This window comes from Flavobacterium sp. YO12, from assembly GCF_004119495.1.
In the GTDB taxonomy this organism is placed as follows: Bacteria; Bacteroidota; Bacteroidia; order Flavobacteriales; family Flavobacteriaceae; genus Flavobacterium.
In genome coordinates this window covers 91,893-118,202 of the sequence record NZ_NRQU01000004.1, presented here as the reverse complement: position 1 = coordinate 118,202, position 26,310 = coordinate 91,893, and the positions used below count along the sequence as shown (strand labels likewise).

The following is a 26,310-nucleotide window of genomic DNA, read 5'->3' as shown; positions in this document are numbered from 1 at the left end:
TATACAATGTTTAATAAGTTTATTCAAAGACCAGTACTGTCGATAGTAATATCGCTGATAATTGTCTTTTTAGGGGTTTTGTCGGTATTGAATTTACCAATTACTCAGTTCCCTACAATTTCACCTCCAATGGTGAATGTTACTGCAGATTATCCTGGATCTAATGGAGAATTAATGATCAAAGCGGTCGTTATTCCTCTAGAAAGAGCTCTAAATGGAGTTCCAGGAATGAAATATATGGCTTCAGATGCCGGAAATGATGGTGAAGCTACGATTAAGGTAGTATTTAATTTAGGTACAGATCCAAATCAAGCGGCGATTAACGTTCAAAACCGTGTAGCTTCAGTTACCAATAAACTACCTCCTTTAGTAATTAGAGAGGGTATTAAAATTACTCGTGAAGTACCAAGTATGTTGATGTACGTGAATCTTTACAGTACAGATAAAAATACCGACATGAAGTTCTTGTACAACTATGCCGATATTAATGTACTTTCAGAATTAAAAAGGGTAAATGGTATTGGTGCCGGAGATATCTTAGGAACACGTGAATATGCAATGCGTATCTGGTTGAAACCAGATCGTATGTTAGCCTATAAAATTTCTGCAGATGAGATAATGGAAGCATTATCAAGTCAAAGTTTGGAGGCTTCTCCTGGAAAAACGGGAGAAAGTTCTGGTAAACGTTCTCAGGCATTTGAGTATGTATTAAAATATTCCGGGCGTTTTACAACTAAGGAACAATATGAGAACATTGTAGTAAAAGCAAATCCAAATGGAGAGCTTTTAAGATTAAAAGATGTTGCCAAAGTCGAATTTGGAAGTTCGATGTACGATATTTATTCGAACTTGAACGGAAAACCATCTGCTGCTATTGTATTAAAACAATCTTTTGGAAGTAACGCCAATCAAGTTATTGAAGAAGTTAAAGCTAAGCTGGAAAAAATTAAAACAAGGTTTCCAAAAGGAATGGATTATGAAATTTCGTATGATGTTTCTAAATTCTTAGATGCCTCTATCGAAAAAGTAATTCATACTTTGGTTGAAGCATTTATTCTGGTAGGTTTAGTCGTTTTCCTTTTCTTAGGAGACTGGCGTTCAACAGTTATTCCAGCAATTGCGGTACCTGTATCGTTAATAGGAACTTTTGTGTTTATGACCTTCTTTGATATTTCATTGAACTTAATCACATTATTTGCCTTAGTATTGGCAATTGGAGTCGTCGTCGATGATGCGATTGTAGTTATTGAGGCCGTTCACGCCAAGATGGAAGAGGAGCATCTTTCGGCATTTAAAGCGACTAAAAAAGCAATGCACGAAATTGCAGGAGCAATCATCGCCATTACGTTCCTTATGGCTGCAGTATTTATTCCAGTTGCATTTATGTCTGGTCCTGTTGGAATATTTTACAGACAGTTCTCTGTAACTATGGCAACTGCGATTATCCTTTCGGGTATTGTGGCTTTAACATTGACACCAGCGCTTTGTGCAATGATGTTAAAAAATAATCACGGACAGCCTAAAAAGAAAACACCAGCAAATAGATTTATTGATGCTTTCAACGAAAAATTCAATTTAGCACAAGGCAAATATCAAAATCTATTAGGTAAAATTGTCAACAGAAGAGTGGTTACTATAGTTGCACTTCTTGTTTTCTGTGCCGGAACATGGATTATAAGCAGCACTGTTCCTTCAGGATTTATTCCTAATGAAGATCAGGGAATGTTTTATGCCGTAATTCAAACACCTCCAGGTTCTTCTTTAGAAAGAACTAATAATATTGCAGAGAGAGTTCAAAAAATTGCTGAAGATATCGATGGCGTAAAATCAGTTTCGTCATTAGCGGGTTATGAGATTTTGTCTGAAGGTACAGGAGCCAACTCAGGAACGTGTTTGGTTAACTTGAAAGACTGGAGTGACAGAAAAGAATCTGTTGTTGAGATTATGCATGACATGGAGGAAAAATGTAAAGATATTGCGGGAGCTAATATCGAATTTTTCCAACCGCCTGCTGTACCAGGATATGGTGCTGCCGGAGGATTTGAGCTTCGTTTGTTAGATAAAACGGGTTCTGTAGATTACAAAAAAATGGAGCAGGTAAACAATGATTTTGTTGCTGAATTGAATAAGCAGCCAGAATTATCTAACGTGTTTAGTTTTTACAGTTCTAGTTTCCCTCAATACATGATGAAAGTCGATAATGACTTGGCACAGCAAAAAGGTGTTTCTATCGAAAACGCCATGAATACCTTATCAACACTTGTGGGAAGTAATTACGAAATCAGTTTTATTAAATTTGGTATTAACTATAAAGTTATTGTTCAGGCTTCACCAGAATATCGTGCACAGCCAGATGATATCTTAAAATTGTACGTAAAAAATAATCGTGATGAAATGGTGCCTTTTTCTGCTTTTATGAAATTAGAAAAAGTATACGGACTTTCGGAAATTACACGTCATAATATGTATACCTCAACTCAGATTAGTGGTTCTCCGGCCGCAGGTTATAGTTCTGGTACAGCGATTAAAGTAATTCAAAAAGTAGCTGCTGAAAAACTGCCAAGAGGATATGATATTGACTGGGCAGGTATCTCTGCCGATGAGGTTGCTCAAGGAAATCAAGCTATTTGGGTATTCTTAATTTGTTTAGGATTCGTTTATTTAGTATTAGCAGCTCAATATGAGAGTTTTATTTTGCCGTTATCAGTAATTTTTTCATTGCCTGCAGGTATTTTTGGAGCATTCCTTTTATTAAAACTAACAGGATTAGAGAACAATATTTATGCACAAGTTGCCATGGTAATGCTTATTGGTTTATTAGGTAAAAATGCGGTATTGATTGTAGAGTTTGCCATACAAAGGCACGCAGCAGGCAAATCAGTTTTAGATGCTGCAATGGAAGGTGCAAAAGCAAGGTTCCGTCCAATTTTGATGACCTCATTTGCATTTATCGCGGGATTATTGCCGCTTACATTTGCAACAGGTCCGGGTAGAATTGGTAACAGAACCATTGGTACTGCAGCCGCTGGAGGTATGCTTATAGGAACCATTTGCGGTGTATTTGTAATTCCGGGCTTGTATTTCATTTTTGCCAAAATTGCCGAGAAACACAAATTGGTAAAACATGAAGAAGAGAATCCATTAACAGAAGAAATTGACAACAATCATGTATAAATTCAAATCATATCAATATGGTATTGCATTAGGTATTTGTCTTACGGTTGCAGGGTGTAAAGCCCCTGCGCCTGAGGCAGCAATAACTACAAGCACGCCGGTTCCTGAGTCATTTGGAACAACAGCCCCAACTCAGGATGCAAATAATAATACAGCAGCTTTAGCTTGGAAAGATTACTTTAAAGATCAGAATCTTGTAGATTTAATTGATGTTGCATTGAAGAACAATCAAGAGTTAAATATTACTTTACAAGAAATTGAGATTGCAAAGAATGATATTCGTGTAAAAAAAGGACTTTTATTACCAACAGTTGGTGTTCGCGCCGGAGCTGGAATAGAAAAAGTGGGTAGATATACGAGTCAAGGTGCTGGTGATGCTTCTACAGAAATTAAGCCTGGAAAAGAAATGCCAGATCCGCTTGGAGATTTTACCATTTCGGCTTATGCCAACTGGGAAGTAGATATTTGGAAAAAACTGCGTAATTCTAAAAAAGCAGCTTTAAACAGATATTTAGCTACTGTAGAAGGTAAAAACTTTGTAATTACAAACCTCATCGCTGAAGTTGCTGATTCTTATTATGAATTAATGGCTTTAGATAATCAGTTGGATATTGTAAAACAAACGATCAAATTGCAGACAAATGCTTTAGAAATTGTAAAGATTCAAAAGCAGGCGGCAAGAGCAACTGAGTTAGGAGTTAAGAAATTTGAAGCTGAGGTTTTAACTTCACAAAGTATGGAGTTTGACATTTTACAGCAAATAAAAGAATCTGAAAACAAGATCAACTTTTTGCTGGGTAGATATCCACAAGAAATTAAAAGAACAAGCGATACTAATTTCTTAAGTTTATTGCCAGCTGCTGTAAGTTCTGGAATTCCATCGCAATTGTTAGCGAATCGTCCAGATGTTAAGCAAGCAGAATTAGAATTGGTAGCTGCAAAATTAGATGTAAAAGTAGCTCGTGCTGAGTTTTATCCTTCATTGGATATTACTGCGGCAATTGGAGTAAATGCATTTAAACCTTCTTATTTGTTTACCATGCCAGAATCGCTTTTGTATTCATTGGCAGGTGATCTTGTGGCGCCTTTAATTAACCGAAATGCAATTAAAGCCGAATTTGCGAGTGCAAATGCAAGACAGCTTCAAGCGTTATACAATTATGATAGAACGGTTTTAAATGCTTATTTAGAAGTGTCAAATCAATTGTCTAAAATTCAGAATCTTCAAAAAGGGTATGATCTTAAATCAAAACAAGTAGACGCTTTAAATACTTCAATAGACGTTTCAAACGATTTGTTTAAGTCAGCAAGAGTAGATTATTTCGAAGTTTTGATGACGCAGCGTGATGCACTAGAAGCCAAACTAGAATTGGTAGATACTAAAAAAGAACAATTAAATGCTGCAGTCCATGTTTACAGAGACTTGGGCGGCGGATGGAAATAATATTGCCTGTTAATTTGTAGAGAAAAAGCCTTTCTGGAGTGAAATCCTGAAAGGCTTTTTTGTTTTAAACAATTTATTTCTTAAGAAAAATGTCTTCTGTTTACAATTCTCAGGTCTGAAAAAGTGAGCCTAAACCTCGGGAGCTATTAGTAGTTTTCGGGATTTTTTTATGCCTTTTAAATTTCTTCCTATTGTTAAATTTAATGTTTTTCTTATTTATTTTAAACTATTTAATATATTTACATTACAAATATGTAATATTTTATTTACTTAAATACCACTTCTCATATTTTGATTAAGGTAAATCTACAAAACCTGTAAAATAATCAACACCTATAAATATGAGTTTTTTAGCCAAATTAGAATTAAACAATGAAGTGTTTAATGTTTTAGAATTTGATGTCACTTTCAATCAAAGTGTAGATAATAATGGTAAACCAGCCAACAAAGTAAAAGGTGGTCAAGTTAGAATTGTTGTTGAGAGCACACACACCGATTTATTTTCAGATTGGATGGTTTCACACACCAGCACTAAAGATGGTAAAGTTATTTTTTATCGTCGTGATGCTATGAGTACCATGAAAAATGTAATTTTTAAAAAAGCCTATTGTATTTCTTTCCAGAAGCGTTTTAGAAGCGAAGGAACGGTTCCTATGACCACAGAAATTTTAATTACATCCAATGAAATAAAAGTTGGTAATACTTTATTTGAAAACAATTGGAAAAATTCTTAAAACACAATCAACATGGCTCTTCAAACAGTAACGACTATAAAAATTGGTGAAACTACCATTACCAATTTCAGTAAATTAAAAATTATTCAAAAAATACACGATCATCACAGTTTTTCGATCGCAGTAAGACAGGATCTGCTGGTAGAAGAATTTAAAAGTGTCATGCCGGCTTCGCAGCGATTATATGGCGAAAAGATTAGCATAGAAATAAAGCCGCTTCCTGGTCTGGATGATCTTATGATTGATACAAATCCTAACCATTATATCATGCAGTTTTATGGAGTTGTAACCAATGTAAGAATACAAAAATCCAGAAACAAAGACATGGAAAAAATCATGTTGATAAAAGGAAACAGTACAACGATACTTTTAGATGGCGCAAAAGAGTGCAATTCGTTTACCAATATGTCAATGGCAGATATTGTCAATAAAGTAAAAACAGGTTACGATATTGATATGGAAGTTATTCCTTTACATGAAAACAATCTGGCTTATACTGTGCAGTATAACGAAAGCGATTTTGATTTCCTGAATCGTCTGGCTATGCAAAACGGAGAATGGTTTTATAGTAACGGACGAAAAATAACTTTTGGCGATGCAGGCGGACGATTACAGCCCAAATTAATTTATGGAATTAATATGCATGATTTTAGTTATGAGATGAAAGTGCTGCCCACACAGTTTAAAACCATAGAAAATGACAACAGAGCTGGAGAATATTACACAGATAATACGCTTGTTTACAGAAAAGAAGCTGAAGGATTTCATCAAAACTTCGTCAACAAATCCAATCAGGTTTTTACCAAAGAGACAGTCTTGCAGCTCAATCAAAATTCGGCAGGAGCAAACGGAAGAAGTTCTGTAGAAAAATATACGAAAAATAAAATGCGATTTGTAATGAGCGGTTTGATGCAGGTAAAAGCATCAAGCGAAGTTCCCGGCATTACAATAGGAAACGATGTGTTGATACAAGGTTTAGACAAACAGCTCGAAAGCAGTTACCGAGTGACCAAACTAAGGCATATTTGTGATGACGGAGGAGGATATCATAACCATTTTACAGCCGTAAATCTTGCAGGCTCTACATTCTCACCCAAAACAAATCCTGATTTAATTGCAAAGTGCAAAAGCCAGACCGCAGTGGTAACGGCAAACGCAGATCCAGAAGGACTCAGCGGTATAAAAGTACAAATGCCATGGCAGCAAGCAAAAGGCGAAACAACTCCTTATATACCATTAGTGCAATATTATGGAGGCGATGCCAGAGGCTCTCACATTATACCCGAAATAGGCGATACCGTTTTTGTAGATTTTCAAGGAGGCAATGCCGAACTGCCAATTGTAACAGGAACCATGACCAGCAGAAAAGAAAAAAGCGGTTACAGTACGCCTAATAATGATATAAAGGCAGTAATGCATAGCCGAAGCGGAAACAGAATTATTACTGATGATGCTACGGGCGACATAACAATAGAAAGCCAAAAAGGCGAAACAATAGCCGTGATTCATGGAGACGGAAACATTAGGTTTAAAGCTCCAAAAAATATAGAACTTGAAGCAGGGGAAGATATTATCATGAAAGCGGGAAGAGACATAAAAGCAGAAGCCAAAGAAAATATTGAGATTGAAGCAGGAAATAATATAAATCAGGAAGCAGGAAATAATATTGGTATAGTAGCACAAGGGGATATTAATGAATTTGGAGACAATAAAACTGAAAATATAACTGAAAACTATAAACGAAGTTCTCATGAATCAACTCAGTTTGCCGATGAGGTTAAAATTTTTAGTACTCAGGAAAACATGTTGTTAGAAAGTTCTCAAAAAACAGTAGAAATAAATAGTGCCGAAAAATCTAATCTCTTTTAAAAAATAATTTATGGCTATTAATAAAACAGCTCGAAACCTAAATATAAAAATTAAAAACAGCTATATCTCTTCAGCCAAAACCATTTATGAAGAAAGTGGAAAAATAGTGATTGTTGCTACCAAAGAAAATTTGACTTTGGCATCGAATAAAAGAATAAATATTAGAGGTAATAAATCATAAAAATATGTCGAATATAATATTTGGAGAGCCACGTTTTGCGCCTCCTAAAGAAGATGATAAAGAAGCAAACGATGTTTACATGGGCGTTTTTTTCGATGGAACTTCAAACAATAGAGAAAATATTGAAGGAAGAAGAAAAGATCCCAGCTTAAAAAATAGTTCTGTATCAGATAATGATGGTTCCAATACCAGTTACGGTAATGACAATAGCAATGTCGATCGATTAGAAAAAGCTTATTTGAAAGATAGTGATTCTCATTACTATTCTGTATATGTTGAAGGTATTGGTACCAAAAACCCTAAAAAAATGATGACGGAACACTCGATTATTACGGTGATTTTACACGCGGACAGGGATACGGTAAAGGCGAAACAGGACTATATGAAAAAGTAGAAAAGGGGTGTTTTGATATTGTTGAGAAACTGCAAGGTAAAAATGAGAAAAATATAAGTACCTTATATCTAGATGTTTTTGGTTTTAGCCGTGGAGCTGCGGCCGCCCGTATTTTTGTTAACGAACTGTATAAAAAGAAAGTTATAAGTGATAAAGAAAGTTACAATTTAGGATACTTAGGCAAAGCTTTTAAAAAATTAGGTTATAATGTTCTGCCACATCGAATAAAAATTAGGTTTTTAGGTATTTATGATACTGTATCATCGTATGGTAATAATGTTTTTGATGATATTAAGGAGGACAAAGTACCATTAAAAATACCTACTGTTGGTTTTACAGTTCATTTAACAGCAGAAGACGAGTTTCGTGAGAATTTCCCATTAACGACCATTGCCAGCGCTGGATCTAATAGTATAGAATTACTACTGCCTGGCTGTCACTCAGATATTGGAGGAGGCTATAAAAATGGTGAAACAGAAATTGTCATACTTACAGAATCTGCGCCCATAATTGAAAAAGAAAAAAAGCATGTACTCGAACAAGGATGGTTCAAGCCTGGAGAGTTAAAAGAATTACCTCCTTTAGTTCCTTATTATTTAAGAGGAAAACGTGAAAATCTTAGTAACAAATATAGTTTTGTAATTCTTCACTTAATGGCAGAATTTGGAAGACGAAAATTTAATATTCCATGGAAATATGATACAGAATTAAATCATTATTATAAAATTCCACACGAATTAAAAAAAGTCAAAGAAAGAATAGATGATTATGCTTTTTATGATAAACCTCAATTAAAATTCCATACTAAAGAACAAATAGAATCAAAACGAAAAAAAGAATGGAAAAACCAAAAAGAAATTGATGATTTTAATACTATGGTTGCCGATTACTACATATTGCCAGATTTGCGTAATAAATTTTTGCATTGCTCTGCAAATATGGATGGTGTAGGTATGGAACCCCAAATGGATAATTTAAGTAATATTATTAGAAAAAGAGTAACAATATCTGGATAAATATGAAAAAAATAACTAAAGGCATTACGCTCATTATCTTGTTTAATTTCACCTTAATCTCATGTCAAAATAATATGAAAGAAAAACAATATTCTTGGGGTGCGGCAGTATGCACGCCAAAAAATTACCCTGCTGAAATTTTTTCAGGACACTTAATAGTTGGGAACACTCCAAAAAGTGGGTATGTATATATGCCTTTTGATGATGTTATAAATAGTTATAATTTGGGAGACAATGACGGTTCTTCATCAGGCGAAGCAGAAGGAATATCGCCTAAAACTTTAGATATTACTTGGCTTTCTTATATTGAAAATAAAAGCTATTCGGGAATTTTTAAACTCGATTCAGATAAAATAGAATCCCTAATGATCAATGGCAGTAAAAGACCATATTGGAACAAAGAAACTAAAAAAAGTGAAATTTTTATCGACAGGCATTTTGTAATTAATGCAGGCTTGTTTCCTGGAGGTATGGTTGTTCTATATGTATTTAGCCAATCTAATATGACCATTGTAGGGAAATATCAAGCACATGAAGACAAAAGTGTAGATTGGGGAATTGCACATGAAATAATGAAAACCCAAGAAGGAATTGATGAAACAATTAGAGTTAACATTAAAGACCTGCCACAAGAAATATTAGACCAGATTAAAAACGGTACAATTCCATTTGGATATTGGGAAACACTGTTTAGAGAATATAATTTAACTCCTCAAGTTAAGGCAGAAGATAAAGTAGAAACAATTCTTATAAATTATATAAATGGGGAATTTGAATCTATTTTCTTGAGTTTAAACGGAAATATGATGCCTATTAAAAAACGTGCTATTCCAAGAAAAGTAAATATCGTTTGGCATGATATAAATGATAGACGTATGGAAAGTGACATTTTCTTTGATGAAAAGAAATCGAAAGCCATTTTTGAGAACTTGAAAGACGGTGAAAATATAAAATTTATAATAGAAATAGATAGAAACACCAAACCAAGAGAAACTAAAGGAATATCCATAAAATTAAAAACAGCATCTAGTGAAGTTGAAATGAAAGATGCAATTTTATCGCAAGAATCGTTTACGAAATCTAAACCTTATTAATTAAAAGACAAAAAAACATATATAAAAGTAATGATAAAAAAAATAGTTGCATTATTGTTATTGGCAATTACGGTAAGTTCATGTGTAGAAAAAAAACAAGAATGGTCTGTTCGTATTTCTGTTCCAAAAGAATACCCTGTTGCAATACAGCGAGGATTTGTGGGCAAATCTTTTTTTGGACCATCTTGTATAAATTCAAGTTGGGGAATTGGTGTAGAAGTTGCTAAAAAAGATTTTTATACACTCCCTGAAACTATTGAAATAACTTGGCTTTCTCTAGTTGAACAAAAATTCTATAAAGGTAAATGGCAATTACCAGAAAATATTATTGAAAGATATCTCAATCAAGAAGAGAATAATAATAATGATAAGTTTAATTGTAAAACCATTCAACTTGGTCTTGCTCCAAAAGGAGTGGTTTTAGTATGGTTGATAGGAGATGATGATGCACAAATTGAAATTGGCAGATTCCAAGCTTCTGAAACACTATTAAATAAAGATGATGTATATGACAGTGCAAAATTTATGTTTGAAAAAGGATTCTCAAAGAAAAAACTATCTGATCCAAAATTTCTTTCAAATGAAACAAGAGAAAATATAAAGCAATATGGGTATCCAACTCCTAATGTATATAATTTATATAGACAAAAATATACTTGGAATCAAGATATCTCTATTCCTGAGGGTGGACAAATAATAAGTGTAAAAGCAAGAATGTGTAATGGTGAATGTCAGTCTCTCGTTGGCAAACCAATTTTTAATCCAAGTGAAAAAAAGGCTATTCCTTATCTTTTTATTGTAAAATGGAAAGACAGCAAAAATCAAGATTTTATAACAAAAATCGTTTTTTCAGAAGGTAATGAATATTGGCAAAAAGATAATGCTTTTACAAACGAAGAATTACCATTAAACTTTGATAAAGGTTTTATAACAAATCAGTTTAAAAGTAAAAGCGAAATATCTACAACGGTAGTAATAAAAATTGATAATGATTCAACTGCTTATGCATTTTTAGAGCAAAATGGTATGCAATTGAATATTCCTAAATTTAGTCAAGAGACTAGAAAAATAGTAAAAAATGCTCCTTGCATTTGTAAATAATAAAATGTACTGTAAAAAAACAAAACCCCGCTACCGCACGAATCCTTTCGTGTGGCAGCATGCAGTTTAGTTATCGTCAAAAAAAGAGAAAAGCCTTTCGGAAGTGACGTTCTGAAAGGCTTTTTTGTTTTAAACAATAGTAACTCCTGCGTTTTTGTATGCTTTCAAAGATTCTTCTTCGGGTGAAACATTGGTTACTAAAACATTAATATCTTTAATTGGACACACAAAATACGATTCTGCAGTCCCTACTTTTTCAATAGAACTTAAGGCGATAACAAAGTTGGAGTTCTGAATCATATTTTTTTTCAGCATAGAATCATCGTATAAAATTCCCGTAATACCTCGTTCATGATGAATACTGCAGATTCCTAAAATGAAGACGTCTGCTCTAAAATTCCTAAAGAAATCTATGGTTTCAATACTCGAAGTTGCAAAAGAAGTTTTGCACATTTTTCCTCCAGCAAAAATCAAATCGATGTTGGGTAAATCCTCAATTAATGCCGCAACAGGAAAACTATTTGTTATAACTGTTAACTTTAAATCATAAGGAAAACTAGCCACTAAAGCCAACGAAGTTGTTCCTCCATCTATAAATACAACCTGTCCGTCTTTTAATAAAGGAAGCGCTTTTTCTGCAATAATCTTTTTATTCTCAAGATCGTGTTTTTCTCTATTTCTAAAGTGCAGCGGAATTGGTGACGGTGCAACTGCACCACCTCGAACTGCTTTTAATAAACCTTGATCCGAAAGTTCTTTTACGTCTCGTCTAATTGTATCTTCCGACACGTTCAAATACTCGCTAAGTTCTTGTAAAGTAACGCGATGTTCTTTTGATAAGTACTCTAAAATTACTTTTTGACGTTCTTCTTTTTTCATTTATTGCAAATTTATATTGCAAAAATAAGTTAAAAATTGCAAAGTTTTGCAATTTTTGCATAATTTTACCGCAAAATTAAAACTATGAAAAAGAAAACTATTGCCGTTGACATGGATGGCGTACTTGCCGATATAGAATCACAAATGATTGAACAATTTAATAAAGAATACGGAATGAACCTTTCGAAAGAAGGAATTCAGGGATTAAGTGAAGAAGAAGCTTTTAAAGGAAGAGAGCTTTTACACGGAATTTTAAATAAAGGTAACTTTTTTAGAAGTCTTCCTGTAATGCCGGATGCTGTTGAAAGTTTGCAGAAGCTGCAAGAGAATTTTGAAATTTTTATAGTTTCGGCTGCGACCGAATTCCCAATTTCACTTGCTGAAAAAGTTGCTTGGCTTGGCGAACATTTTCCTTTTATTAAATGGGAAAACATTGTTTTGTGCGGCAGCAAACGAATCATCAATACAGATTATTTGATTGATGATCACAGCAAAAATTTAGATTACTGCATGGGTAAACCTATCATGTTTACGGCATTTCACAATATAAACCAAACGCATCACTTAAGAGTGAACAACTGGAAAGAAGCGGTTGCGGTTTTAAACGAAACATTATAAGCTTAAAAGGTTATAATAGTTGTTTTTTGAAGATAAAAGCCTTTCGGAATAAATTCTGAAAGGCTTTTTATAAAATTGTTTTTATTTAGGTATCGATATTTTGACTTTAAATCCTTTGTCAGGCTCCGTTTCAAAATTAATAGTTCCTTTAACAGCTAGTATACGGCTTTCAACGTTTTGGAGACCGTTTTTAGAAATCTTTGTTTTTTCACAGCCTTTACCATTGTCTGTATAATTTATTAGAATTGATTTTGGATCATTTTCAAATTTTATTACCACCAGACTTGCGTTGCTGTGTTTTTTCATATTCACCATTAATTCCTGTAGAACTCGGCTGATGGCGATCTTTTTTACATCATCAATACTTTCCCAGTTTATATTTTCTAAGTTAGACGCAATGATATTTATGGAGTTGGTATTATACATCGAAAGCATTTCTTTTATGCTGTTGGTAAAATTGGTTCCAGTATCAATTCGATTATTTTCTTTAGAAATTCCTCTCACACGACCGTAAATATCATCTAATTTTTGAAGCAGATTTTCTTTGGTGCTTTCGGCAGATAAAGGTTGAGATTCCGCAAAAGCAATCACATGAAATACATCGTTTGCTAATTCATCGTGGATTTTTTTAGCAATTCGGGTTTCGGTATTATAGGAAGTCTTAAATTCTATCGCTTTATTTTTATTTTTATAATAGCGTATTAAGATGGCTATTAGTAGAACTAGAAAAATAAAAAGTATTACAAATCCAATTCTTAGATATTTTGCTTTTTGCAGCGCTAATTGGTTTTCTGCTTTTTCTAAACGAAGCGTTGCGTTTTCATCTTTTTCCTTTTTGGCATCGTATTTAATTTTTGCAAACTTGTTTTTAAAGTTATTCCGGACTTTAATAATACTGTCGTTTAATGAAAAGTACTTTTGCACATATTTGCTGTTTTGAGCACCGTGATTATTAGAAATTAGAATTTGTAGTGCTTCTAATCTTTCATCGACACTATTTAATTTTGTGGCTGTATTATAAGCAGCTAAAGCATTTTTATTTGATTTTTGAGTGTCTTTTTTAGCATAATAATCGGCAAGGTGCAGGTAACTTTCTATACTTCCATATGTATTCTTGATTTCGTTTCTTATTTGAAGAGCTTCATTCATTAACTGGAATCCTTTTTCATCCATTCCTTTTTTAAAATAGGCATAACCTAAATTATCTTGAAATGAAGATTTGCTTATTTCAGGAGTTTTTTCTTTTAATGTTTTCTTGTTTAAAAGAGATTCTAAAATAATGATTGCATCGTCATATTTTTTTTGTTGGATATAAAGAGCCGCAATATTACTTAAAGGGATTTGTTTTTCAACAGGATCTTTATAATCTTTTGTAGCTTCTTGATAGTAATGAATAGCATCATTATAAAGAGAAAGTTCCTTGTCAGCAATGCCTAACGTATTGTTTATAATCGCGGTATAAATGCTCTTTTTTTTAACATAAGTTAACGCTTCGGTTACAGTTTCCTTGCTGCCATAATAATCACCATTGACCTGCTGAATGAATGCCATTTGAATAAGTACATACCCAATATTAGCACTGTCTTTTAAAGTTTCATAAAGTTGTTTGGATTTATTAAACTCATAAAAAGAAGTATTAAAGTTCTGTTTTTCGTAATTTTTAATGCCTTGATTTCTTAAAGTCAGCGCCTCTTTTCGTATAGAGTCGGTATTGGTAGTAATGGTCTTTTTTTCTTCACAGGAAAAAAGAAAAAGAAGTATAATAAAATAAAAAAACGGGGACCGCAACATATAAGTTTACTTTCCCCGAAAATAGTAATTAATTAGATACTAAAAATATATTTTTATTATGGTTTTGGTGGTGGTGGAGTGGTGTTAGTATCTCCAGGACCATCAGCGTCATCAGGAGGAAGATCTTCACCAGGTCCTGCAGCAAAACCATCTTTTTTTTCTGTTTTTTTAGTTGGCTGCGTTTCGTACTCGTCTGGAGTACAAGAAAATATCGTGAATAATAACGCGAAAGCGATAAATAGTATAAGTTTTTTCATTTTGATTTATTTTTAGAAATTAGACATAGGTATGGCCGTCTAGAGTTGATCCAGAATTTTTTAAGGCAGTACCATATAGGTTTTGGGAAGTAAAGTGTGGAGAACAGTAAGACGTTGTTTATACTTCCCGAATAAACTTGGTCTTACAGTTTTTCACGCTGTAATTAGAACTAGTTTTTAATATTGTTTTAGTCTGCAGACAAAACTTGAACTAATTTCTTGGTGCAAAGTAAAGGCGCTTTGAAGCCTTTACTGGCAAGGGATTCCCAGAATTCCCGCGTATTCCTGAGATTCCCGAGAATTCCCAGAAAAAAAGTTTGCAAAGTCTAGTTTAAATTATTAAATGGTATTTAAGTTCAAATAAATCTATAATATTATAGATGCAAAAAGTCCGATAAAAGTTGGTTTCGAACGATTAAAAAATGCAGAAATAATATAGAGTTGAAGCAAAAATTGAAAATGAGGATAAGAGTTTACTTGTAGAAGTCAAAAATAATGGCATATAAAAAAATATTTTGGTGAATAATAAAAATGAGGCGTCGAAAGAACATTCCCAAAAGGGAAATCTTTTCTAAATTGTACGTTTATATTTTCTAGAAAAATGAATCAGAAAATATATCCGAGAAAAAAAATTAAGGTTGAAAAGGGAGCAATCGCTCAGCTATTTTCTGCAAGTTTGAACTTTGTGCAGGAGAAAGATTAGGCAGCATATTTTCTAAAGGAAATCGAAAAGCATTTTGAAGAGTAAAATGTGTAAAAGTGTAATTTTTTAAAGGGAAAATAAGGCGTGTAAATGGTTTGTTTTTTGGCATATATTATCTGTTATTTATACTATAAAGATAAGAAAAAATAATCAGTAAACCTAATAAAAACCAGTAAAATAAGTGATTTTTTTTGCTTTTTCAGCGATAAATTTTCTGGATTTTTCCCTTTTAACCATTTTATTTTTCAAAGCAGTAAAACTCGTTTTTAGGACGGATTGATTGTCATAAAATTATTTATATTTATAAAATAATAATCGAGATCTTAGTTTCTTGTCTCTCTCAATTTAAAAACATCTTTTATGAAAAAACTTCTAGTAGTATTAATTGTGTTATGCACGTTTGGTTGTAAAAAATATGTTGTTTCGTTCGAACAGCCTACAAATAGTAAACTTGATAACGTAAAGCTGGAAATACTTTTGGATAAAGAGAAAGTTCAAGAAATTAACTTAAAAGCAGCAAGCGGAATTCCGGGTTATGAAACGGTAGAACTGCTAATATCTGAAGAAGGGAAACATCTGCTTCAGATTAAAGCAAGAGATACAACTTTTAGTTATGATATAAAATATCCCGAAGAGCAGTATATTCGCGTAGTATCGCATTTAAAAAAGGATGGTAAGCTTCATGTTGGAATCTTAAAAAGGCAATACAACTTTTAGATTAGATAAATCGTTGAATTTATTTAAAATAGAAAAAGGCTTTCGTAATTAAATTGCGAAAGCCTTTTTATTTTCTAATATGAGGTTTACGATAAAAAATCTTTAAACCATAAACCTGAGTTTTTAATGGTTCGTTTCTGAGTATTAAAATCCACATGAATTAATCCGAAGCGGGCATTGTAACCTTCAGCCCATTCGAAGTTATCGGTTAAACTCCAAACAAAGTAGCCTTCTACATTTAAACCTTCCTCTTTTGCTTTTAAGATTTGTTCTAAATGATCCTGAATATAATGCGTTCTCTTAATATCAAAAATTTTTCCGTTGGTTACCGTATCGGCAAAAGCAGCGCCATTTTCGGTAATAATTATTTTTTTGATGCCTTTGTATTCATTGAATTTTTTTAGAACATGATACAATGCAGGCGGGTATACTTCCCAACCCATTTCGGTTGAAATAACATTTCGTTTGTCAGCGCTTACTAATTCTGCACCAATGTAAGGAATCAATAAAGACGATTTTACAACTTCGCGCGTGTAACATTGAAGACCAATAAAATCAAAATGAAAATCGAGATTGTTTAAATCATCTTCCAGAATATAATTATTAAGTTTTTTAAGCACTGGAAGATCTTTCTGCGGGTAACCAAGTCCTAAAATAGGCTCTATAAAAGTTCTGTTCAGTAAAGTATCTACACGTTTTGCCGCTTCAATATCTTTAGCATTTTGTGTTGCAGGTTCTATATGTGTGCAAGAAAAAGTAGTTCCAATATTAGCGTCAGGAATTGCATTTCGTAATACTTTAGCACCTTTAGCGGTTGCTAGTGTTACGTGATGCATGGCTTTTAGGTAATTGGAAATTCCTTTTTTTCCGGGTGCGTGAATGCCTAAAAAATATCCAGCTCCAGTAAATACTGAAGGTTCGTTGATAACCATCCAGTTTTTTACCCGATCTCCAAAATAATGAGCGCAAACAGCCGCATAATCCGAAAACCAAGTAACAGATTCTCGGTTCGTCCAACCTCCCTTTATTTCTAAAGCATGTGGTAAATCCCAGTGATAAAGCGTAATCCAAGGTTCGATTCCAGATTCAAGAAGCGAATCTATAATTTTATTGTAATAATCGATTCCAGCTTGATTTACAGGATGCACACCCGTGGGCATGATTCTGGGCCAAGAAATAGAAAACCTAAAATTAGGAATGTTTAATTCGCGAATTAAATCAATATCCGTTTGATACGAATTATAGAAATCGCAGGCGGTTATGGCATGATGATCGTTTTTTATTTTTCCTTTTTGAGAAGTAAAAACGTCCCAGATAGAAGAACCTTTACCATCGGCATCGTGTGCGCCTTCAATTTGGAAAGCGGCGGTAGAAACACCCCACAAGAAATCTTCACCAAATTGGTTTTTGTTTAGAAATGAGTTTTCAACTTTATTCATTCAATCGGATTTTCCTTTATTAAAGTTTATTTATTAATGAAGGAAAGAGGACTGCATTGCTCTTAAAAAAAGCCATTCTTTGAATGAAACTAGAAAATTTATATTAAAGAATTTCATGATATTTAGTTTTAATCAAATTAATAAAACTAATGTGAATTTATTGTAAAGTGATTATTATCAAATGATTAAATAAAAATGGGAAGATTTTTTAATCTTCCCATCCGCAAAGTGTAAGGCCGTATCCTTGAGCTTGTTTAAGTGTTGTTTTTGTTACTTCATGACGGCATGCCGATAAGCCGCGGCAGGTTTCTTTATAATGATATTTTTTAGCTCCAGTAGAACCACAAATAAAAACATTGCTTTCTACTGGTCGAAAAGAGGTTGAGAAAATAAGTAAAAACAATAAAGCGTATTTCATCAGTTTTTTATTTAACAATTAATAAATATTCGTTTCCTTTTTTGTCGCATGCTTTTAGTTTTCCGTGTGAAACCCATTCGGTGTTAATTTCAATATTAGGAATGGTATCGAGCATTAAAATTCCTGCGCCATATTTACCCTCAGTATTAATATTCCCAAAAACAGAATCACCTTTTGTATCGATGCCTTTTACATCATAATTGTATTCATAATGACCAGGATTTCCTGTTCTGTATTTATATTGATAAACATCGTCGACGTGATAGGTTTTTGCTTCTTCAGGTGTAATTGTTTTACGGTCATCTGCTGTAATTACCGTTTTATAAAATGAATTTATTTGCGGCGGAGGCGGAGCTGAAGCTTTTTTGCAGGAAAATAGAATAATAGCGAAAAGAGAAAATAAACTTAAGTAGTTTTTGAACATAGGCTTTGTGATGTATGTTTAAGACTAAAAGTCTGCTGTTTTTTATTGTTTTAGAGATTCGTCAATTTTATTGGATAAAAAAACGTTTCCTAACAATCCAAAACCAATTGTTTTTGTTTCGCCATCAATAGTGGCATTAGTGGTTGAAAAAAGAATGTAATTTGAGGAAGAAACGATATTATCTACCATCATATTTATCATTGATTTGGCAAGAGTGTTTCCCATTACTGCTCCAGCTTTTGACCATTTGTCATTTTGATCTGTATTTTCTTTATTCATTTCTTTTTCTAGAAAAGCATTCATTTTCAATTTTACTTCCTCTTTATGTTTTTCGGTTCCAGGATTTGTCAGTGCAGTAATTAATACAAATAAGCAAAAGCCAATAATTACATAATTTTTTGTTTTCATAGTTTTAAGTTTACAGATTTTTTAGTTGCAATAAATCTAATTAGAATTAAGTTTTTTGAAATGAGTATTTACACGTGTTTTTATTCCGTTTCGTAAAGAGCAACAGTTTCAAGTAATTCTTTTTCATATTGATAAATTTCGTCAATAGATGAAATGGCAATTTTAGCTTCGTTTTTATTTTCATTAAATAGACTGATGTATTTTTTACTTCCATTTAAATGAAGACGAGAAAGAGGTTTTCTATTATTATCATCTAATAAAATTCCAAAATAAGATTGCGTATCGCGGTATACAATTCTATTTGTTGGTAATTTTCGACGTAAAATCGCAACAACTATACGATAAGCTTCAATTTCTTCGTCGGTCGTATTGATTTTTGTGTCGTCTTCAACAATTGTAGTTTCTTCATCTTGTTGTTTAATGGTTTCCTTTGTAAGTGCCGCATTAAGTCGATCATTAATTTTATCATTAATAAATTGACTTACCGATTTTTGGACTAAATCTTTAAATTCATCCACTACTTTTTCGGTTAATCTTCCGGTATATATTTTACTGGCAAATAATTTTGTAAAATCGTTTGAAGGACTTTCTAATTCAGTATTTATCAGTTTTTTAATTTCTTTGATGTATTTAAGTGAACTGGCGTTATTTACGATATTATTTACATCAAAATTGGCTTTATGAAATTTGGCAATTTCGTTTATCGTATTTTCTTTTAGATTGCAAATATCAAATTCAAGAAAGGGCTTTTCGTCCATTTTGTTTTGATCATCCAAGTCAGTAAAAAATTGATAATTGATTCCGTTTGTCAAAAGTGCAAATCGAGTTTTGGTAACATGGAAATAGCGAAATAACTGCGAATTATGAACAGTCAGTTTCTCTTTCCAGCTTTTGCATTCTACAATTATAATTGGTTCTCCATTTTGAAAAATAGCATAATCTACTTTTTCTCCTTTTTTTAAACCAAGATCTGCTGTAAATTCAGGAACTACTTCGAGCGGATTAAAAGCATCATAACCCAAAATATGTATAAATGGCAGTACGAAAGCGTGTTTTGTAGATTCTTCTGTTTCAATTTTACTTTTCAGCTGATTTATTTTATCGGCTAACGATTTTAGTTGAATATTGATTTCCATTGGTTTATAGTTTAAATTAATATTTCAAAAGTATGACCAATCAAAAACAGTATATTATGGAAATCCGTAATCTCTAAAATTTAAAAGTTAGAAATAAAAAAAGCCCCAGATGGAGCTTGAAAAAGTATAATTATCAGGAATTAAATAATTCCCATATCTTTTGTAATAGAAACTAAATGCACAGTATTATTCGCTTTGAAAAAGTCTTTAAGTTTAGATAATCTTTTTTCTACAGCACTTTTGCTGTTGGGTTTGATATCTGAGGTTTTAAAAATTTCTATTATTTCGTCTTGCGAAGTTCCGTCAGATAAATGTTTAAGAATTTTAATATCGACATCGTCAATTTCAAAATTGTTTTTTTCCTGTAAAACGGAAGCTACTTCGGGAGAAATAAATTTTTGATCTGATGTTGAAATAATATGAATTGCTTTTTTTAAATCTTCAATACTGTTTCTGCCTTTTAAAACAAAACCGTCAATTTCGGCATTATCAAAAAGTGATTTAATACGGAAGCTTTTATCTTCGACAGAATAGGCTATTATTTTAATATCGGGTTGAAGTTCACGAACTTTCTCTACAAGTTCATCACCGCAGGTAATTTTTACTTCACGATGGTCTTTTTTGAAAGAAAGATCACTAATTAATAAGTCGTATGGTTCACCATCCTGAATCGCTTTTCTTATTTTAAGAAAGGCATCATCACAATATTTTGCATGCTGAAAATTGACAATATTGAAATCACTCAAAGTTTGTTTTACGGCTAAATTGAATTCTTCAAAATCCTCGGCTATAATCACTTTTTTAAACATAGTTTTTTATTTAGGCAGTGTTATTTTTACTTTAAAACCTTTATTAGGTTCGGTGTCAAAAATAAGAGTTCCTTTTATGGCCATAATACGGTTTTCCATATTTTGCAAACCATTTTTAACGATTTGTTCTTTTTTACAGCCTTTTCCGTTATCAGTGTAATCAATAGAAATTGATTTTCCAGTGTTGTCAAACTTTACAACAACTAATGATGCCTGACTGTGTTTTTTCATGTTCACCATTAATTCCTGTAAAACTCTATGTACTGTAACTTTTTTAATATCATCAATTATATCCCAATTAATTTTTTCAATACTATTTATTATAACGTTAGTATTGTTGGTATTATAAGTCGAAAGCATATCTTTTAAATTCGAGGCAAAATTTGCGGCAGTATCTATATCATTATTTTCTCTCGATATTCCGCGTACACGAGCGTAGATATGATCGAGTTTCTGAATTAAAGTTTCCTTTACATTTGCAATTTCCAGCGCTTGTGTCTGAGTAAAAGTAATGGTATTAAAAACATCATTTGCCAACTCATCATGAATGTCTTTGGCAATTCGAGTTTCGGTATCGTAAGCCGTTTTTATTTTTACGGCTCTGGTTTTGCTTTGATGATTTTTCTTTACAAAAAACAGAACTATGCAAAGAATAATGAATCCTGAAAGAAATAATATTTTTTGATTTTCGGCTTTTTGCAGCGCAAATTCATTCTCTACTTTTTCTAAACGAAGTTTTTGGTTCTCGTCTTTTTCTTTTTTAGAATCGTATTTTATTTTAGCAAATTTATTTTTAAAGTTGTTCCTTACTTTAATAATGCTGTCATTTATAGAAATGTATTTTTGAGCATATGCTGATCCTGAGTTACCTGAAATTAAAAAAGATAATGCTCTCAGGCGTTCGTCTACACTATTAAGTTTGGTTGCAATTTCGTAAGCCTTTTTTGCATAATCATTTGATTTTTTGATGTCAGTTTTTGAGAAAAATTCGGTCAAATGAAAATAACTTTCTAGACTTCCATAAAAATCATCAGCCTTTATTCTTAATTCCAGACTTTCGTTCATGTACTGAAGCCCTTTTTCATTTAGTCCTTTCTTAAAATAGGCAAAACCAAGATTGTCTATAACTCGAGCCTTACTTTTTACAAATTCATCAAGTGCTTTTGTATTTAGAATTGATTCTAAAATTTCAATGGCTTTATCGTATTGCTCCTGTTTAATATAGATAACAGCAATATTATTTAAGGGAGATTGTTTAGACGCTTCATCTTTAGCGTCTTTTAGAGCCAGATTATAATAAGAAAGAGCATCGTTATAAAGAGAAAGCTCTTTGTCTGCAATACCAAATTGATTGTTAATGGCAGCTATATAATCATCATCTTTTTTAATGTAAGGCAGTGCCTCAGTCAATGTTTCTTTGCTTCCATAATAATCACCATTTATTTGTTGTATGGTCGCCATTTGAAGTAAGTTGAAGACAATGTTTGAACTGTCTTTTAAAGATTCAAATGTTACTTTTGATTTGTTGAAGTAATAAAAAGCACTATTATAATTGCTTTTTTGAAGTTCGTTTATTGCTTTTTCTTGTATGAGTTTGGGCTCTTTTTTTGAGTTATCGGGTTTAGCCGACACTGTTATTTTTTCTTTGCAGGAAATAAAAGAAAGGATAATAATTATAAAAAAAAACGGGGACCGCAGCATAATTGTTACTTTCCCCGAATTTAGTAATTAATTAAAGATTACAATTTTTATTTGTTATTTTTTTGGAGGTTTAACATTTATAGGATCATCTCCAGGTCCTTCGTCTTCACCAGTGGCTTGTGTTTCATTTGGTTGTGTAATCTCTTTTTTTACCTCTGTTTTTTCAACAGCTGTTTCAAATTCGTCAGCAGTGCAAGAAAATAATGTAGTTGACAATAGAGCGCACGCTCCCAATAGATATAATGTTTTCATTTTTTTGTTGTTTAAAAATTGGACATAGGAATTGCTGTTCAGAACCATTCTGAATCTTGTTAAGGCAAGACCATTTTGTTTGGGAAGTGAAGTGCGTAGAACTATAAAACTTTGTTTATACTTCCCGGAATAAACTCCGTTTTACGGTTTTCCGCACTTTTAATAGAACCAGTTTTGTACATTTGTTTTAACCGCGAATTAGAACGATAACTGATTTTGATAGGGCAAAGTAAAGGTGGTTTCTTTTCAATTTTTATACGGAATTCCGGGATGTTCTAACTTTCCTGTTTAATCCGAAAAATCCTGAGAAATCCGATGTGAAATCCTGAAAATCCTGAAGGCTTATGAAAAAAAATACTTTAGAAGAGATTGAAAAAAATTATAAAGAAGCTATTAGAAGTAAATTTAGAGTGGAAAGAGTCGAAGGGAAACACTCACATTATTTAAATAACCCTTCACAGGCACTTTTGAGAGATTTATGTTGGGAAATTTTTAGTTCTGATCCTAAAACCGATGACTTAAGTGTTTACCGTAATTTTTTTAGAACTGAATTTACTCGAGAAGAAAATACTTCAACTCCGTATACGAATAAGTTTAAAAAAGTTGGAGGATTTTATAGAGGAGATATAGATCCTGCAAATATCAGCACAGTAGAGTTAGCTGCCATTTTAGTAGATTTTCATCCAAGACCTTTTAACAAGTTTAAAAAAGAAATTGGGGAAGAAGAAATGAAGCTGATAAATGAATTAAGGAATACGGATTTTTCTGCTAAAGATGTTCCTGTTGATGAATTGAAAGAGGAAACGGAATTGAAAAACGTTACAGATTTTAATATGCCTTTTGCTGCCAAGGAACCAGAACCAGTAGAAAATAAAGAACCAGAACAAAAAACTACATCAACATCTATACAGCCTATGGTTAGTTTAGTTGATAAACCAAAAGGAAATAAATTTAAATATATCGCAATTGCTTTGGTACTAGTCTTATTAGCAGCAATAGTATTTTTGGCATTACCGGAAAAGCAATGTATGCAATGGTCAAATGATCATTATGAAATTGTTGATTGCGATTTAAAGATTGAAGGCTTAGGAATTGCTCCTCGTATTGAACTTTTAGATAAAAGCCTTGTTCATCTAAAAAAAGTAAATGTTTCTGATACCACAACTTATTTTGATAAAAATGGAAAAGCAATTATTTGGTATGCAAAGACAGCAAACGGAATTGACTTTTTTAACGGTCATGGCAGGCATCCTGAAAATAATAATGCTCTTAAACCTGTAACACCATATATTCTGAAGAAATATGTAAAAAAGTAACTTTTTGTTAAAATGCGATTTATGTAAATCATTCTTATAATCGTGAAACTTTTTGTAAGTATATACTTTTAATTTAGTCACTATAACTTTAAACTAAAAGTCGACATGAAAAATAGAAAAATAATATTCGCACTAGCCTTAAGTTTTGGAATGTTCGCTGTCTCTTGCAGCAGCGATGATAATGAAGGAGAAACAATAATTCCGATACAAGGAAAATACAACTTAAGCAAAACAGGAAAAATTGTTGGTGGAGAGGAAGTATTAATTGATGCTCCAGAAAATGCAGCAGGATGTACTAGGGATTATTTAGAACTTAGATTAAGTAATACGGCAGTTATAGGTGATTATGAAGGAACTGATTGCAGCTTAACAGAAACCAGCGGAACTTACGTACGATCACATAATGATTTAACAATTACTATTGGTAATTTAAGTACAACCAGCGACATTATGAACCTTACTAATAAAGAACTAAAATTGAAGGATAAAACTACGGGTGAAATAACGGTTTATACCAGATAACATCACTTATTTTGAATAAAAACGGAAATAACTTTTAAGATATTTCCGTTTTTTTATTTTTATAACAATGCTTTAAAATTTATTCTATTTACTAAATAGTCTAGACAATTTTATAATAGATTTTTCGTTTTGCTATTTAGATTACACCTCTTCGTAATTATAAACTCCCTTTATTTTTAGCACTTTCAGCGCACAAATAGTGTGTAAACTGTTTACATGTGTAAAAAAAATACACACCTCGTTTTTGTGTCCTAATTTGTAACATCCTAAAATTCAGTCAAAAGCCATTATGGCACGCGGCTTGTAAATTGGGTACATGTCAATCTTTTATAAAAAATAAATTTTAGCGCTTATTTAAGTAAATGCACAAAATCAATATCATTTTAATAAAAGCCAATAAACAGAATTAATACAACAAATAAGACATGGAAAGTGAATCAATTATTTCAAAGCAATTTTATGCTGGCAGCGATATAAGCAAGGACGCACAAATAAGCACTTCAATTTTTAAAAGCAACAATACTAAAACAAAAAAACATATCGAACGACCAACAAGTCTATTTGGATTGATGGTACTTGCAGGGACTTTTTTATTAATGCTTACGGGCGCTTTTTTTGTATTTCAGTTTCAACCTGATTTTGATCAGCTTCATTTTGAAAGAATAAATTCGACTGGCGGACTTATATTTTTAGGAATCACCGTATTTCTATTTGTCTTTAAAGGCGGTATATTTCTTTATAATTTATTTCTGTACTTGAAATACAAACCAGTAGAATCAGTATCTGATGAGTTATTGCCAACTTGTACGGTAATTGTGCCGGCATACAACGAAGGTAAATTGGTTTATGATACTTTGATGAGTTTAGCCAATAGTGATTTTCCTGAGCATAAATTACAGCTTTTGGCAATCGACGACGGAAGTAAAGATGATACTTGGTACTGGATTCAGCAAGCAAAAGTAAAATTGGGTGATCGTGTAGCGATTTTTCAGCAGCCTAAAAATCAAGGAAAACGTCACGCACTTTACCGTGGTTTTAATTTGGGAACTGGAGAAATTTTTGTGACTGTTGACAGCGATTCGATCGTTAAAAAAGATACTTTAAGAAATTTAGTAAGTCCGTTTGTAACCAATGAAAAATGTGGTGCAGTTGCTGGAAATGTTCAGGTTTTGAATAACAAAAAAGCAATTTTGCCAAAAATGCTGAATGTAAGTTTTGTAATGAGTTTTGAGTTTATGCGTTCTGCCGAAAGTATGCTGGGTTCTGTTCTTTGTACGCCTGGAGCTTTGGCTGCATATCGCAGTACGGCAGTTTTTGAATGTCTGCCAGAATGGATAGAGCAAACTTTTATGGGACAACCGTCGGACATTGGCGAAGACCGTGCTATGACAAACATGATTTTAAAACAAGGAAAACATGTATTGTTTCAACGAAATGCCATTGTACTTACAAATGTTCCAGAAGATTATACTGGATTGTATAAAATGTTTATAAGATGGGGCAGAAGTAATGTTCGTGAAAATATTATGATGCTGAAATATGTTTTTAAAGATTTTAGAAAAGAGTCTAAATTTGGAGCAAGATTATTGTGTACAGATCAAACATTGCGAATCATTATGACCTATCCGTTTTTGATTTTTATGTTTTATTTTATAGCAACACATCCTTTATTGTTTATAAGCGCAACGCTATTAGGAATATTGATTGTGTCTAGTTTTTCAATGTTGTTCTATGCAAAAAGATATTCTTTTGCAGAATCATTTTGGGCTTATTCATACAGCGTTTTTTATACTTTCGGATTATTTTGGATCGCTCCATATTCAATAATTACCGCTCGTAAAAAAGGATGGCTTACCAGAGGTTAATATTTCCACAAACTACTATTTATATTTAATTCTGAAAACTCCTGTCTA

25 protein-coding genes and 1 pseudogene are annotated in these 26,310 nt (G+C 32.5%); 15 read left to right on the top strand and 11 right to left on the bottom strand.

Features of this window, described 5'->3' with window-relative positions; all coding sequences use genetic code 11:
• Nucleotides 1-6 precede the first annotated feature (6 nt).
• From BOW55_RS02340 to BOW55_RS02305, 10 genes and pseudogenes are all read left to right on the top strand, one after another.
• Nucleotides 7-3,174, top strand: a complete 3,168-nt coding sequence (locus BOW55_RS02340) for an efflux RND transporter permease subunit (protein WP_129022804.1) — start codon at nucleotides 7-9, stop codon at nucleotides 3,172-3,174.
• Nucleotides 3,167-4,618, top strand: a complete 1,452-nt coding sequence (locus BOW55_RS02335; RefSeq protein WP_129022803.1) for a TolC family protein — start codon at nucleotides 3,167-3,169, stop codon at nucleotides 4,616-4,618. Before BOW55_RS02340 ends, BOW55_RS02335 begins: the two co-directional genes overlap by 8 nt.
• Nucleotides 4,619-4,959: 341 nt before the next feature.
• On the top strand, nucleotides 4,960-5,352 hold the full coding sequence (gene tssD / locus BOW55_RS02330) for a type VI secretion system tube protein TssD (protein WP_129022802.1): 393 nt from the start codon (nucleotides 4,960-4,962) through the stop codon (nucleotides 5,350-5,352).
• A 12-nt stretch (nucleotides 5,353-5,364) separates the two neighbouring features.
• Nucleotides 5,365-7,221 (top strand): phage baseplate assembly protein V, encoded by a 1,857-nt coding sequence (locus tag BOW55_RS02325; RefSeq protein ID WP_129022801.1) that lies wholly within the window; start codon nucleotides 5,365-5,367, stop codon nucleotides 7,219-7,221.
• A 10-nt stretch (nucleotides 7,222-7,231) separates the two neighbouring features.
• Nucleotides 7,232-7,402, top strand: a complete 171-nt coding sequence (locus BOW55_RS20760; protein WP_164974992.1) for a hypothetical protein — start codon at nucleotides 7,232-7,234, stop codon at nucleotides 7,400-7,402.
• Nucleotides 7,403-7,406: 4 nt separating this feature from the next.
• Nucleotides 7,407-7,796: a hypothetical protein gene (locus BOW55_RS02320; RefSeq protein WP_129022800.1), complete on the top strand. Its 390-nt coding sequence runs from the start codon at nucleotides 7,407-7,409 to the stop codon at nucleotides 7,794-7,796.
• Between the two features lie 17 nt (nucleotides 7,797-7,813).
• Nucleotides 7,814-8,260 (top strand): annotated as a pseudogene (locus BOW55_RS21640) (phospholipase effector Tle1 domain-containing protein); the annotation flags it as partial.
• A 189-nt stretch (nucleotides 8,261-8,449) separates the two neighbouring features.
• A complete protein-coding gene (locus BOW55_RS21205) occupies nucleotides 8,450-8,812 on the top strand; it encodes a hypothetical protein (RefSeq protein WP_241686452.1) in 363 nt (120 codons plus the stop codon).
• A 74-nt stretch (nucleotides 8,813-8,886) separates the two neighbouring features.
• Nucleotides 8,887-9,906, top strand: coding sequence for a DUF2931 family protein (locus tag BOW55_RS02310; protein ID WP_241686451.1), 1,020 nt, complete (start codon nucleotides 8,887-8,889; stop codon nucleotides 9,904-9,906).
• A gap of 30 nt (nucleotides 9,907-9,936) precedes the next feature.
• Complete coding sequence (locus tag BOW55_RS02305; protein ID WP_129022798.1) at nucleotides 9,937-11,007, top strand: DUF2931 family protein; 1,071 nt, start codon at nucleotides 9,937-9,939, stop codon at nucleotides 11,005-11,007.
• A 129-nt stretch (nucleotides 11,008-11,136) separates the two neighbouring features.
• Here the strand turns inward: BOW55_RS02305 and BOW55_RS02300 are convergent, their stop codons facing one another.
• On the bottom strand, nucleotides 11,137-11,886 hold the full coding sequence (locus BOW55_RS02300; RefSeq protein WP_089053032.1) for a DeoR/GlpR family DNA-binding transcription regulator: 750 nt from the start codon (nucleotides 11,884-11,886) through the stop codon (nucleotides 11,137-11,139).
• An 84-nt stretch (nucleotides 11,887-11,970) separates the two neighbouring features.
• On the opposite strand from BOW55_RS02300, the gene BOW55_RS02295 reads away from it, so the two are divergent.
• Entirely contained in the window at nucleotides 11,971-12,504 is a 534-nt protein-coding gene (locus BOW55_RS02295; RefSeq protein WP_089053033.1) for a 5'(3')-deoxyribonucleotidase, read from the top strand.
• Nucleotides 12,505-12,585: 81 nt separating this feature from the next.
• Here the strand turns inward: BOW55_RS02295 and BOW55_RS02290 are convergent, their stop codons facing one another.
• Nucleotides 12,586-14,295: an ATP-binding protein gene (locus BOW55_RS02290; RefSeq protein ID WP_129022797.1), complete on the bottom strand. Its 1,710-nt coding sequence runs from the start codon at nucleotides 14,293-14,295 to the stop codon at nucleotides 12,586-12,588.
• 56 nt (nucleotides 14,296-14,351) lie between these two features.
• On the bottom strand, nucleotides 14,352-14,552 hold the full coding sequence (locus BOW55_RS02285; RefSeq protein WP_129022796.1) for a hypothetical protein: 201 nt from the start codon (nucleotides 14,550-14,552) through the stop codon (nucleotides 14,352-14,354).
• A gap of 1,063 nt (nucleotides 14,553-15,615) precedes the next feature.
• Here BOW55_RS02285 and BOW55_RS02280 point away from each other — a divergent pair.
• Entirely contained in the window at nucleotides 15,616-15,972 is a 357-nt protein-coding gene (locus BOW55_RS02280; RefSeq protein ID WP_129022795.1) for a hypothetical protein, read from the top strand.
• An 86-nt stretch (nucleotides 15,973-16,058) separates the two neighbouring features.
• Here BOW55_RS02280 and BOW55_RS02275 read toward each other — a convergent pair whose 3' ends face one another.
• From BOW55_RS02275 to BOW55_RS02240, 8 genes are all read right to left on the bottom strand, one after another.
• Nucleotides 16,059-17,411 carry a GH1 family beta-glucosidase gene (locus BOW55_RS02275; RefSeq protein ID WP_129022794.1) on the bottom strand — a complete coding sequence of 451 codons (1,353 nt, stop codon included), beginning with the start codon at nucleotides 17,409-17,411 and terminating at the stop codon, nucleotides 16,059-16,061.
• A 208-nt stretch (nucleotides 17,412-17,619) separates the two neighbouring features.
• Nucleotides 17,620-17,829, bottom strand: a complete 210-nt coding sequence (locus tag BOW55_RS02270; protein WP_129022793.1) for a hypothetical protein — start codon at nucleotides 17,827-17,829, stop codon at nucleotides 17,620-17,622.
• Between the two features lie 7 nt (nucleotides 17,830-17,836).
• Nucleotides 17,837-18,253, bottom strand: a complete 417-nt coding sequence (locus BOW55_RS02265; RefSeq protein ID WP_129022792.1) for a hypothetical protein — start codon at nucleotides 18,251-18,253, stop codon at nucleotides 17,837-17,839.
• Between the two features lie 42 nt (nucleotides 18,254-18,295).
• Nucleotides 18,296-18,661 carry a DUF4359 domain-containing protein gene (locus tag BOW55_RS02260; protein WP_129022791.1) on the bottom strand — a complete coding sequence of 122 codons (366 nt, stop codon included), beginning with the start codon at nucleotides 18,659-18,661 and terminating at the stop codon, nucleotides 18,296-18,298.
• 80 nt (nucleotides 18,662-18,741) lie between these two features.
• Nucleotides 18,742-19,797: a type I restriction endonuclease gene (locus BOW55_RS02255; RefSeq protein WP_129022790.1), complete on the bottom strand. Its 1,056-nt coding sequence runs from the start codon at nucleotides 19,795-19,797 to the stop codon at nucleotides 18,742-18,744.
• A 140-nt stretch (nucleotides 19,798-19,937) separates the two neighbouring features.
• Nucleotides 19,938-20,606, bottom strand: coding sequence for a response regulator transcription factor (locus BOW55_RS02250; RefSeq protein ID WP_099719428.1), 669 nt, complete (start codon nucleotides 20,604-20,606; stop codon nucleotides 19,938-19,940).
• A gap of 6 nt (nucleotides 20,607-20,612) precedes the next feature.
• A complete protein-coding gene (locus BOW55_RS02245) occupies nucleotides 20,613-22,307 on the bottom strand; it encodes a tetratricopeptide repeat-containing sensor histidine kinase (protein WP_129022789.1) in 1,695 nt (564 codons plus the stop codon).
• A gap of 54 nt (nucleotides 22,308-22,361) precedes the next feature.
• Nucleotides 22,362-22,559 carry a hypothetical protein gene (locus BOW55_RS02240; RefSeq protein WP_129022788.1) on the bottom strand — a complete coding sequence of 66 codons (198 nt, stop codon included), beginning with the start codon at nucleotides 22,557-22,559 and terminating at the stop codon, nucleotides 22,362-22,364.
• A gap of 344 nt (nucleotides 22,560-22,903) precedes the next feature.
• On the opposite strand from BOW55_RS02240, the gene BOW55_RS02235 reads away from it, so the two are divergent.
• From BOW55_RS02235 to BOW55_RS02225, 3 genes are all read left to right on the top strand, one after another.
• Complete coding sequence (locus tag BOW55_RS02235; RefSeq protein ID WP_129022787.1) at nucleotides 22,904-23,875, top strand: hypothetical protein; 972 nt, start codon at nucleotides 22,904-22,906, stop codon at nucleotides 23,873-23,875.
• Between the two features lie 105 nt (nucleotides 23,876-23,980).
• Entirely contained in the window at nucleotides 23,981-24,397 is a 417-nt protein-coding gene (locus BOW55_RS02230) for a lipocalin family protein (protein ID WP_129022786.1), read from the top strand.
• Nucleotides 24,398-24,822: 425 nt separating this feature from the next.
• A complete protein-coding gene (locus BOW55_RS02225; RefSeq protein ID WP_129022785.1) occupies nucleotides 24,823-26,262 on the top strand; it encodes a glycosyltransferase family 2 protein in 1,440 nt (479 codons plus the stop codon).
• Nucleotides 26,263-26,310: the final 48 nt, after the last annotated feature.

Excerpts from the sequence above, each read along its gene's own strand:
- BOW55_RS02325 (WP_129022801.1), top strand. The coding sequence starts at position 5,365 with ATGGCTCTTCAAACAGTAACGACTATAAAAATTGGTGAAACTACCATT.
- BOW55_RS02300 (WP_089053032.1), bottom strand. The coding sequence starts at position 11,886 with ATGAAAAAAGAAGAACGTCAAAAAGTAATTTTAGAGTACTTATCAAAA.
- BOW55_RS02340 (WP_129022804.1), top strand. The coding sequence starts at position 7 with ATGTTTAATAAGTTTATTCAAAGACCAGTACTGTCGATAGTAATATCG.
- BOW55_RS02270 (WP_129022793.1), bottom strand. The coding sequence starts at position 17,829 with ATGAAATACGCTTTATTGTTTTTACTTATTTTCTCAACCTCTTTTCGA.
- BOW55_RS02260 (WP_129022791.1), bottom strand. The coding sequence starts at position 18,661 with ATGAAAACAAAAAATTATGTAATTATTGGCTTTTGCTTATTTGTATTA.
- BOW55_RS02240 (WP_129022788.1), bottom strand. The coding sequence starts at position 22,559 with ATGAAAACATTATATCTATTGGGAGCGTGCGCTCTATTGTCAACTACA.
- BOW55_RS02250 (WP_099719428.1), bottom strand. The coding sequence starts at position 20,606 with ATGTTTAAAAAAGTGATTATAGCCGAGGATTTTGAAGAATTCAATTTA.
- BOW55_RS02265 (WP_129022792.1), bottom strand. The coding sequence starts at position 18,253 with ATGTTCAAAAACTACTTAAGTTTATTTTCTCTTTTCGCTATTATTCTA.
- BOW55_RS02225 (WP_129022785.1), top strand. The coding sequence starts at position 24,823 with ATGGAAAGTGAATCAATTATTTCAAAGCAATTTTATGCTGGCAGCGAT.
- BOW55_RS02310 (WP_241686451.1), top strand. The coding sequence starts at position 8,887 with ATGAAAGAAAAACAATATTCTTGGGGTGCGGCAGTATGCACGCCAAAA.
- BOW55_RS02280 (WP_129022795.1), top strand. The coding sequence starts at position 15,616 with ATGAAAAAACTTCTAGTAGTATTAATTGTGTTATGCACGTTTGGTTGT.
- BOW55_RS02305 (WP_129022798.1), top strand. The coding sequence starts at position 9,937 with ATGATAAAAAAAATAGTTGCATTATTGTTATTGGCAATTACGGTAAGT.
- BOW55_RS02290 (WP_129022797.1), bottom strand. The coding sequence starts at position 14,295 with ATGTTGCGGTCCCCGTTTTTTTATTTTATTATACTTCTTTTTCTTTTT.
- BOW55_RS02320 (WP_129022800.1), top strand. The coding sequence starts at position 7,407 with ATGTCGAATATAATATTTGGAGAGCCACGTTTTGCGCCTCCTAAAGAA.
- BOW55_RS20760 (WP_164974992.1), top strand. The coding sequence starts at position 7,232 with ATGGCTATTAATAAAACAGCTCGAAACCTAAATATAAAAATTAAAAAC.
- BOW55_RS02230 (WP_129022786.1), top strand. The coding sequence starts at position 23,981 with ATGAAAAATAGAAAAATAATATTCGCACTAGCCTTAAGTTTTGGAATG.
- BOW55_RS21205 (WP_241686452.1), top strand. The coding sequence starts at position 8,450 with ATGGCAGAATTTGGAAGACGAAAATTTAATATTCCATGGAAATATGAT.
- BOW55_RS02255 (WP_129022790.1), bottom strand. The coding sequence starts at position 19,797 with ATGGAAATCAATATTCAACTAAAATCGTTAGCCGATAAAATAAATCAG.
- tssD (WP_129022802.1), top strand. The coding sequence starts at position 4,960 with ATGAGTTTTTTAGCCAAATTAGAATTAAACAATGAAGTGTTTAATGTT.
- BOW55_RS02335 (WP_129022803.1), top strand. The coding sequence starts at position 3,167 with ATGTATAAATTCAAATCATATCAATATGGTATTGCATTAGGTATTTGT.
- BOW55_RS02285 (WP_129022796.1), bottom strand. The coding sequence starts at position 14,552 with ATGAAAAAACTTATACTATTTATCGCTTTCGCGTTATTATTCACGATA.
- BOW55_RS02295 (WP_089053033.1), top strand. The coding sequence starts at position 11,971 with ATGAAAAAGAAAACTATTGCCGTTGACATGGATGGCGTACTTGCCGAT.
- BOW55_RS02245 (WP_129022789.1), bottom strand. The coding sequence starts at position 22,307 with ATGCTGCGGTCCCCGTTTTTTTTTATAATTATTATCCTTTCTTTTATT.
- BOW55_RS02235 (WP_129022787.1), top strand. The coding sequence starts at position 22,904 with ATGAAAAAAAATACTTTAGAAGAGATTGAAAAAAATTATAAAGAAGCT.
- BOW55_RS02275 (WP_129022794.1), bottom strand. The coding sequence starts at position 17,411 with ATGAATAAAGTTGAAAACTCATTTCTAAACAAAAACCAATTTGGTGAA.